The organism is Nocardia sp. NPDC004711 (genome assembly GCF_053601595.1).
The window spans coordinates 1-8,073 of the sequence record NZ_JBSGCB010000002.1; the positions used below are offsets into that span (position 1 = coordinate 1).

Below are 8,073 nucleotides of genomic sequence, written 5' to 3' on the forward strand. Positions count from 1 at the left end.
CGACCGCCGATTACCTGAACTTCGTCCTGAGCCGGATCACCCTGCCCGGCTCGCTCTACCTCGGCGCTGTTGCGGTGCTACCGAACCTGCTGCTGGGCATCGGCTCCGGAGGTGGCGGCGTGTCCAGCCTGCCGTTCGGTGGTACCTCCGTGCTGATCATTGTGAGCGTCGGCCTCGATACCGTGAAACAGATCGAGAGCCAGTTGATGAACCGAAACTACGAAGGGTTCCTGAAGTGAGACTCGTACTGCTCGGACCGCCCGGTGCCGGTAAAGGCACCCAGGCCGAACTGTTGTCGGAAAAGCTCGGTGTTCCGCACATCTCCACCGGGAACCTCTTCCGCACGAATATCGCGGAGCAGACTCCGCTGGGCCGCGAGGCGCAGCAGTACCTGGACGCCGGCAACCTGGTCCCGTCGGACGTGACCAACCGCATGGTCGAGGCGCGCATCGCCGAGCCGGACGCCGTCAACGGCTTCATCCTGGACGGCTACCCGCGCACCGTGGATCAGGCCGAGGCGCTGGAGAAGATGCTCAAGGAGGCCGGCAAGGAGCTCGACGCCGTCATCTCCTTCGTGGTCGACGAGGACGTGGTGGTCGAGCGCATGCTGGCCCGCGGCCGCGGCGACGACACCGAAGAGGTCATCCGCAACCGCATGCGTGTCTACCGCGAGGAGACCGAGCCGCTGCTGGAGCACTACGACGGCCAGGTCGTCTCGGTCGAGGGTATCGGCGACGTCGCCGAGGTCAACGAGCGGGCGCTGAAGGCCCTGGGCCGCTGAATGGTCTTCGGACGCAAGAGCAAGCGGGTGGTGCCCTTCCGCACCGCCGGTGAACTGGACGCCATGGCGGCGGCCGGCGCTGTCGTCGGCCGCGCGCTGGTGGCGGTGCGAGCCGCCGCCGCGCCCGGCGTCTCCACCTGGGAGCTGGACGAGGTGGCCGAGCAGGTCATCCGTGAGGCCGGGGCGATCCCGTCCTTCAAGGGCTACCACGGTTTCCCGGGCTCCATCTGCTCGTCGGTGAACGACCGGGTGGTACACGGCATCCCGTCCAAGGACGAGGTCCTCGCCGAGGGCGACCTGGTGTCCATCGACTGCGGCGCCATCCTCGAGGGCTGGCACGGCGATTCGGCGTGGACCTTCGGCGTCGGCACCATCATCGAGGCGGACCGCCTGCTCAGCGAGGCGACCCGGCTGTCCATGGAGGCCGGCATCGCCGCCATGCTCCCGGGCAACCGGCTCTCGGACGTCTCGCACGCCATCGAGCAGGGCACCTACGCCGCCGAGAAGCTGCACGATCGCAAGTACGGCATCGTCTCCGGTTACGGCGGCCACGCCATCGGTCGCGAAATGCACATGGACCCGTTCCTGCCCAACGAGGGCGCGCCCGGTAAGGGCCCCGAACTCCGCGTCGGCTCCGTCCTCGCCATCGAGCCCATGCTCACCCTCGGCACCACGGAAACCCATGAGCTGGACGACAACTGGACCGTCGTCACCGACGACGGCACCCGAGCCGCCCACTGGGAACACACGGTCGCGGTCACCGAGAACGGCCCGCGCATCCTGACCCTGCGCCCGGAGTAGGCTCCGCACAACACTTTCCGCACCCGCTTCAGCCCCAGGCCGAGGCGGGTGCGGTCGTTTCCGGCCCGCTCTGCCGGCCGATGTCCCCCGATGGCTCCCTTCACGCGATCGATCCGCGGAGTCTGCCAACGGTTTCCGCAATCGAATTGGCCGAAGCGGCTCTGCCGCAGGGTGTTTCCGGCGTCCGACCCATGCGGGTCGGTCATACCGGGTATGCGGGATTCTCGCTGTTCGCATGCCCGCACCGCCCGTAGCGTCGAGCGTATGAGCACCACGGACAACCGAGAACTCATCCGGGTCGTCTTCGAGCAGCTGGCCCTGGGCAACGGTCGCGCCCTGACCGACGCGATGGCCGACGATTGCCGCTGGACCTTTCCCGGATCGTGGTCCTGGTCGGGCACCTGGGGTCCGAAAACCGCTGTGGTGCAAGGTCTCCTGCGTCCCCTGATGGGCCAGTTCGCCGACGCCTACCGCATGGAGGCGGATCTGATCCTGGCCGACGGCGACCGAGTGGTGGTCCAGGCCCGCGGCTACGCCACCACCCTCGCCGGCGAGCCCTATCGCCAGACCTACTGCCTGCTGTTCACCATGGCGAACGGCCTGATCACCGAGGTGGTGGAGCACTGCGACACGGCCCTGGTGGAGCGGGTCCTGAAGCTGCTCACGCCCACGTCCTGATCCGTCGGGCGTGGCGGCGGGGACCCGGGGCGGGTTCTGGTTCGATGAAGTGATGGCCGAGAGGGTTGTTCTCATCACCGGGACCTCCAGCGGGATCGGGCTGGCGGTCGCCGCCGCGGCGGTGCGGGCGGGGTACCGGACCGTGGCGACACTGCGCAATCTGGACAAGGCCGGGCGGGTCCGGGACACCGGGGCCGACGTGCGGCGCCTGGATGTCACAGACCCTGTCTCCGTCGCGGAGTGCCTGGCGGGCGTGGTCGGCGACTACGGCCGGCTGGACGCCCTGGTCAACAACGCGGGCATCTCGGTGCTGGGCACCCTGGAGCACCTGCCGATGGCGGACATCCGCCGGGCCATGGAGGTCAACTACTTCGGAGTGGTCGAGGTGACCAAGGCCGCCATGCCGCATCTGCGCGCGTCGAAGGGTCGCGTGGTGACGGTGACGAGCGTCGGCGGCGCGGTCGGCCAGCCGTTCAACGAGGCGTACTGCGCGGCGAAATTCGCGGTCGAGGGGTTCATGCAGAGCCTGGAGCCGGTGGCGGCCACGGTCGGCGTCGGGGTGAGCGTCATCGAACCCGGCGCGGTGACAACGGAATTCGTCAACAACGCGCAAATCGACATTCCCGCCGCCATCGACGCCGCCGGTCCCTACGCCCCCGCGCTGGAGGCCTACATCAACCGCACCCGCGGCGCCTACCGCACCGCCCAAACCGCCGACCAGGTCGCCGAGGTGGTCCTGTCCGCCCTCACCGCCTACCCGATCGTCTTCCGCTGGCAGACTTCGGACTTCGCCCGGGCTTTCGTCGCCGACAGCCTCTCGGACCTCGACGGTTCCATCGTCGCGGGCCTGACCTCGAAGTGGGTCCGTTGACAGCGGGGTTCAGAACAGTCGAATATGCCTGACCCCCACCAGGATCCGACGTAGCTCGCTGCGGAGTCTACCGTCGGTGTTCGGGGTCAGGGTGAGGCCGGAGGCGGCAGCGATGTGGTCGGCGACCTCACGCAGCGAGAGCTCGTCGGTGTGGATGTGTTCGGCGAATTCCGGTCGAGCCAGGGCATTCAGGCAATGATCCACCCGGTCGATGGCGAAGCTCTCGTGCCGCAGCCCGCCCAGCGCCCGTTCCCGCAGCCGCCGCACCACCGTCTCCGGACGCGCCATGAGCGCGAAATGCCGTACGTCGTGGCCCTTTTCGCGCAGCCGCCCGACTGTTTCCGCGAAGTAGACCGGCTCGACCACCGTCATCGGCGCGATCACCGGCCCGCCGTGTTTGCTCAACACCAGATCGACTGTCTCGAAGACGCCCTGTCGCCAGGCCGGTAGATCCTGGAAGTCGGGCCGGAACTCCTTGGGGATAACCCGATGCAGCCCGAACCCGACCTCCTCGGGATCGCACACCACACTCCCGGGCAGCCGCCGATGCAACTCGAACGCGGTGTGCGTCTTCCCTCCGCCGAAGGGCCCATTGATCCACAGCAGCATGCCCGCCACCCTAGCCGCGGGCATTGCTGTCCCTGGTCAGCTTTCGAGCAGGATGGTGACGGGACCGTCGTTGACGAGCTCGACATGCATATGCGCCCCGAACCGTCCGGTAGCGACCGTCGCCCCGAGTGTGCGCAGGGTGGCGGCGAACGTGTCCACCAGCGGTTCCGCGACCGGCCCGGGGGCGGCGGCGTTCCACGAGGGGCGACGGCCCTTGGCGGTATCGGCGTAGAGAGTGAATTGGCTGATCACCAGAATGGGCGCGGACAGGTCGGCGGCGGAGCGTTCGCCGTCCAGAATCCGCAATCGGAACAATTTGTCGGCCAGCGCTTTCGCCGTGTCCTCGGTGTCGGTGTGGGTAACGCCGACCAAGGCCACCAGTCCGTGGGGCGCGCCGTGCGCGGCCGGATCGATCCGTCCGACCACCTCGCCGTCGACGGTCACCTGAGCCGATGTCACACGCTGCACCAGTACCCGCATGATCATCGATCTTCTCAGATGGCCGAGCCGTGCTCGCTTGGCTACCCTGGGACGGCCGCGCATGCCCCGAATTTCCTTGTGCGCCACCGGGAGTTCACAGCAGTAGGCTGTGCTGGCATCTTCAGCTGGCAACGGGCGGAGCGACAGTAGTTAGCGATGGCACCTGACAACAAAGACAAGTACAAGGACAAGGACCAGACGGCCTGGCCGACGCTGAAGGACCAGGCGAATTCCGGTCACCTGGAATTCGAGCCGGGCGCGGCGGAGCAGGGAGCCCAGGCCGCGTCGACTCTGGTGGGCGATCTGCTGTACTACCAACAGATCATCGACGGTCATCTCACCGACATCGGCCCGATCGGCGATCAGGAGTCGGGCAAGACGCTGGCCACGTATCTCGGTGCGATCGGCACGCACATGTCGGATGCGCTCACGACGCATATCGCCATCCTGCGGGACATGATCGACACGTTCAATCAGGCGGGGCGGAACTACGTCAACACCGACCAGATGTCGGCGGACAACCTGCGATACCTGCACACCTCGGCGCCGGACACCGCCACCAACCTGAACATCGGCATCCCGAACAAGAAGTCGCCCGACAGTTACGACGATTCGGCCGACGACAGCTACCCGGACAGCCTGAAGAATTACAAGGGCGGAAAGGAGTCCTACTCCGTACGTCCGGAGCCCAAAGACACCAGGAGCTGGGAGCAGCTGTACAGCCTCAGGCAGGATATGAAGCCCGATCCGTACAACAACGCCTATGAGCTCTACAAGCTGCTGAAGACCAAGGTCGACGGGAGCCTCACCGACTTCGACAACAAGATCCAGGCGCTGCAGAGCAAGTGGCGCAGTGATGGCGCGAGCGCCGCGCAGGCCGCGGTGACGAGCTATTGCAACAGCATTCAGCCGCTGCTCGACACCATGGACAACGCGTCCCAGGTCATGCGGTACACCAACCGCTGGATGATCCAGACCGCGGCGGCCATGCCGTACGAGGGTCCGCATCAGCCGTGGAGTTGTGACAAGCAGGGCGAGCTGGACCGTTACCGCGGCCATTACCAAGACCACTACGTCGACGGCGTGAACCACACCGTGCAGTCGACCCCTTCGGTTCCCGTTCCGGTGCCGGTCGACAAGCCCAAGCCGGATCCCAACCCGAACCCGAACCCGAATCCGAACGCCAACCCGAATCCCAATCCGAATCCGAACCCCAACCCGAATCCGAACCCCAACCCGAATTCTGGTGGCGGCACCCCGAACGCCGGTGGTGGTACCCCGAACGCCGGTGGTGGTACCCCGAACGCCGGTGGTGGCACTCCGACCCCGAACCCCAAGATTCCTCCGCTCAAGGACGTCAAGGATCCGAACTCCAACGGTTCCGACCCGAACGGCAGCAATCCGAACGGCACGAACCCGAACGGCTCGAATCCCTACGGTTCCAACCCGAACGGTTCCAATCAGAGCTACCCGAATCAGTCTCAGCCGCAGAACAGCTCGACCGGCAGCAGCTCCGGCGGTTCGGACATGTCGCAGCTGACCAGCGTGTTGAGTTCGCTGGTCAGCGGTGTGAGTACCGGCATCTCGACGGTGGCCCAGCAGCTGCCGTCCATCCTGCAGGCGCTGGATTCGATGCATTCCACGGATCTGTCGACATTGGCCACCGCGCTGGGCGTGCCCGAGGACAAACTGACGACCGCGTTCACCGCGATCGAGCAGGACCCCTCGAAGGTGACGCAGTTGTCGCAGCTGCTGGGCCTGTCGGGGGACACCCCGCAGACGCCCACGCCGACCGCCGGGCTGCCGGGCGACACCACGCCGCTGGGTGTGGCGACCACGCCGAACTCGGGTCTGGTGAACGCGATTCCCGCAGCGGCCGTGACCAATTCGCCATTGGCGGGGCTGACCAACCTGTTCGGCGGCGGTGCGAGTCCGGATGCTGGCCTGCAGCCGCTGGTGGGCGTCGTGGCCGCACCGTCGGACGAGGCGACGCCGACTGCGACCGGGATCCCTTCCGCCGCTGCGGATCCCGCGCCCGAGCAGGTCGACTTCATCCGTGGCTTCGGGCAGACGCTCGAGGGCGTCATCGAAAGGAACCCGGTGGTCGAGGCATGATCTGGGAGTTCACCGACATCGAGTTCAAGGTCCTGTGCAACCTGTACCGGCAGGGCGCGATTCCCTCGCCGCTGGTGTACACGAGCCGGACCATGGATCCGGACGTCTACGACCGTGAGCTGTTAGCGGCCCAGGAGGAACTCGACCAGCGACTCGACCCGGAGTTTCGTGCGGTGTTCGAAGCCGTCTGCAACCCAGAGGTTTTCGTGGGTCTGCACGGCTGGCACGACGCGGATATCGACAATCCGGCGAAACACCTGGTGGTGCACGGGGCGCGGCGAGGCCGCCGCGCCTGCGTGCTGATCCAGCGGCCGGGCGAGACGACGATGCACAGCGCCGGCGTTACGATGATCGAATGCGAGCCGGAGGAGCTGGCGCGCCTGTTGGTGGCGCAGCTCCCCGAGGTGGAGCCGGGCCAGTCGACCGCGATCCCGATCGCCTCCGAGCCCGTGCCCCCGGATCCCTATGAGGCGCCGCGTGCTTCGGCCTTCGACACCTTCGAGGAATCCGTCGACAGCCGGAGTCTGCGCTTCCTGTCGACCCCGGCCGATCAGACCGGGGCCATGCAGATTCTGCAGGGCCGCTCCAAGTACGGACCGCGAGGTGTCGCGGTCTCCACCCTGGTGTGGCGGGATCTGCCCGGGGACGGTCGCTACCTGATCGATCTCGATCCGGAAGCGAAGTCCGCGGTCGGCGTGGACAACCGTCGGCTCATCGATCACCTCGACCGTGTGATCCGTCAAATTCTGGAACACATGGAATCCCGTGGGGAGCAAGAAGAGTACGTGTGATCCGATGAGGAGGCGCGGCAACCAGGACCGTCGCGCCCCTCGGAATCGGCACTGTCCGTTAACATTCCGTCCACGGTCTGGTTGCCCGGGGCTGCCAAGGTCAACATCATGAGCGGCAGTCGGCTGGAGTCCTACCATGATCTGCTGATCACGGCGTCGCAGCGCACCGGCGATGTCCGCGATGGCATCAACGGGGTGGTGAACACCTTCGGCGCTCAGGCGGACGCGCTCGGCACGCCGTGGGGCGATGATTCGCTCGGCAATCAGTTCGCGAATGGCGACCAGGGCTACCTGGCCAGCAAGAAGAACATTCTCGAGGGCGCGACCAATATGGCCGGCACCTTCGCGAATTTTTCGAAGTCGCAGAAGGATTCGGCCGACAAGCTGGAGGCGACCGAAGAGGCCAACCGCGAGGGCTTCCAGCAGGCCGCGCAATGAGCAACGAACGCCAGAAGGCCGAGCTGGCCGAGATCCTCGACGGCTTCGGCGAGCAGATGCGCCTCATCACCCAGCTGCAGCATGAGCGGGCGGCGTTGACCGCGTCGGTCACGGTCCGCAAGCGGGTGACGGTCACGGTGAACGCCGACGGCACCGTGATCGAGACCAAATTCTCTTCTGACATAGAGGATCTCGACTACACGGAGATCGCCCGGGCGGTCACCGACGCCGCGCAGCAGGCCGCCGCCGAGGTGGCCCGCCGCGGCCGCGACATCATGGCCCCGGTCTCACAGAACCGGAAGCGGCTGCCCACCCTCGCCGACCTGGTGCCCGGCATGCCCGACCTGAGCAAGGAACTCGCGATTCCGGACCCGCCGGTGGTGTCCACCGCGCCGCCGAAATCGCCGGAGCGCCTGGGCGGTTACCGCGAGACCGACGCGAATATCGATGCGGCACAGCCGCGACGGGGCGGGGCCACCGATTCCGGATGGTGATACGACCGCGCCGGG

Annotated in this window: 10 protein-coding genes and 1 pseudogene; 9 read left to right on the forward strand and 2 right to left on the reverse strand. The window is 66.8% G+C overall.

The features are described 5' to 3' along the window. The 5 genes and pseudogenes from ACWEKS_RS01685 to ACWEKS_RS01705 all read left to right on the forward strand — a co-directional run. A pseudogene (locus ACWEKS_RS01685) lies at window positions 1-239 on the forward strand (preprotein translocase subunit SecY); the annotation flags it as partial. Then, the gene (locus tag ACWEKS_RS01690; protein ID WP_379437318.1) at window positions 236-781 is read left to right on the forward strand and encodes an adenylate kinase; all 546 of its coding nucleotides are present in this window, start codon (window positions 236-238) and stop codon (window positions 779-781) included. The pseudogene ACWEKS_RS01685 and the gene ACWEKS_RS01690, both read left to right, overlap by 4 nt. After that, the gene (gene map, locus ACWEKS_RS01695) at window positions 782-1,582 is read left to right on the forward strand and encodes a type I methionyl aminopeptidase (RefSeq protein WP_379381583.1); all 801 of its coding nucleotides are present in this window, start codon (window positions 782-784) and stop codon (window positions 1,580-1,582) included. 264 nt (window positions 1,583-1,846) lie between these two features. Further along, on the forward strand, window positions 1,847-2,260 hold the full coding sequence (locus ACWEKS_RS01700) for a nuclear transport factor 2 family protein (RefSeq protein ID WP_452338322.1): 414 nt from the start codon (window positions 1,847-1,849) through the stop codon (window positions 2,258-2,260). A gap of 52 nt (window positions 2,261-2,312) precedes the next feature. Continuing rightward, window positions 2,313-3,131, forward strand: a complete 819-nt coding sequence (locus ACWEKS_RS01705; RefSeq protein ID WP_452338323.1) for an SDR family NAD(P)-dependent oxidoreductase — start codon at window positions 2,313-2,315, stop codon at window positions 3,129-3,131. A 9-nt stretch (window positions 3,132-3,140) separates the two neighbouring features. Here the strand turns inward: ACWEKS_RS01705 and ACWEKS_RS01710 are convergent, their stop codons facing one another. Both ACWEKS_RS01710 and dtd read right to left on the reverse strand, forming a co-directional pair. Next, a complete protein-coding gene (locus ACWEKS_RS01710; RefSeq protein WP_452338324.1) occupies window positions 3,141-3,764 on the reverse strand; it encodes an AAA family ATPase in 624 nt (207 codons plus the stop codon). Window positions 3,765-3,776: 12 nt separating this feature from the next. Then, window positions 3,777-4,220 carry a D-aminoacyl-tRNA deacylase gene (gene dtd / locus ACWEKS_RS01715; RefSeq protein WP_452338527.1) on the reverse strand — a complete coding sequence of 148 codons (444 nt, stop codon included), beginning with the start codon at window positions 4,218-4,220 and terminating at the stop codon, window positions 3,777-3,779. Window positions 4,221-4,376: 156 nt separating this feature from the next. Between dtd and ACWEKS_RS01720 the strand changes: the two genes are divergently transcribed. The 4 genes from ACWEKS_RS01720 to ACWEKS_RS01735 all read left to right on the forward strand — a co-directional run bounded on the left by ACWEKS_RS01720 (window position 4,377) and on the right by ACWEKS_RS01735 (window position 8,058). Further along, a complete protein-coding gene (locus tag ACWEKS_RS01720) occupies window positions 4,377-6,335 on the forward strand; it encodes a hypothetical protein (protein ID WP_452338325.1) in 1,959 nt (652 codons plus the stop codon). Continuing rightward, window positions 6,332-7,126, forward strand: coding sequence for an ESX secretion-associated protein EspG (locus ACWEKS_RS01725; protein ID WP_452338326.1), 795 nt, complete (start codon window positions 6,332-6,334; stop codon window positions 7,124-7,126). The genes ACWEKS_RS01720 and ACWEKS_RS01725 overlap by 4 nt, the downstream gene beginning before the upstream one ends. A 108-nt stretch (window positions 7,127-7,234) precedes the next feature. After that, the gene (locus ACWEKS_RS01730) at window positions 7,235-7,564 is read left to right on the forward strand and encodes a hypothetical protein (RefSeq protein ID WP_452338327.1); all 330 of its coding nucleotides are present in this window, start codon (window positions 7,235-7,237) and stop codon (window positions 7,562-7,564) included. Continuing rightward, on the forward strand, window positions 7,561-8,058 hold the full coding sequence (locus tag ACWEKS_RS01735) for a YbaB/EbfC family nucleoid-associated protein (RefSeq protein WP_452338328.1): 498 nt from the start codon (window positions 7,561-7,563) through the stop codon (window positions 8,056-8,058). The genes ACWEKS_RS01730 and ACWEKS_RS01735 overlap by 4 nt, the downstream gene beginning before the upstream one ends. Window positions 8,059-8,073: the final 15 nt, after the last annotated feature.

What these genes read in the sequence shown, in the direction of transcription:
- ACWEKS_RS01725 (WP_452338326.1), top strand. Translation starts at nt 6,332, where the DNA reads ATGATCTGGGAGTTCACCGACATCGAGTTCAAGGTCCTGTGCAACCTG.
- ACWEKS_RS01720 (WP_452338325.1), top strand. Translation starts at nt 4,377, where the DNA reads ATGGCACCTGACAACAAAGACAAGTACAAGGACAAGGACCAGACGGCC.
- map (WP_379381583.1), top strand. Translation starts at nt 782, where the DNA reads ATGGTCTTCGGACGCAAGAGCAAGCGGGTGGTGCCCTTCCGCACCGCC.
- dtd (WP_452338527.1), bottom strand. Translation starts at nt 4,220, where the DNA reads ATGCGGGTACTGGTGCAGCGTGTGACATCGGCTCAGGTGACCGTCGAC.
- ACWEKS_RS01705 (WP_452338323.1), top strand. Translation starts at nt 2,313, where the DNA reads ATGGCCGAGAGGGTTGTTCTCATCACCGGGACCTCCAGCGGGATCGGG.
- ACWEKS_RS01735 (WP_452338328.1), top strand. Translation starts at nt 7,561, where the DNA reads ATGAGCAACGAACGCCAGAAGGCCGAGCTGGCCGAGATCCTCGACGGC.
- ACWEKS_RS01700 (WP_452338322.1), top strand. Translation starts at nt 1,847, where the DNA reads ATGAGCACCACGGACAACCGAGAACTCATCCGGGTCGTCTTCGAGCAG.
- ACWEKS_RS01730 (WP_452338327.1), top strand. Translation starts at nt 7,235, where the DNA reads ATGAGCGGCAGTCGGCTGGAGTCCTACCATGATCTGCTGATCACGGCG.
- ACWEKS_RS01710 (WP_452338324.1), bottom strand. Translation starts at nt 3,764, where the DNA reads ATGCCCGCGGCTAGGGTGGCGGGCATGCTGCTGTGGATCAATGGGCCC.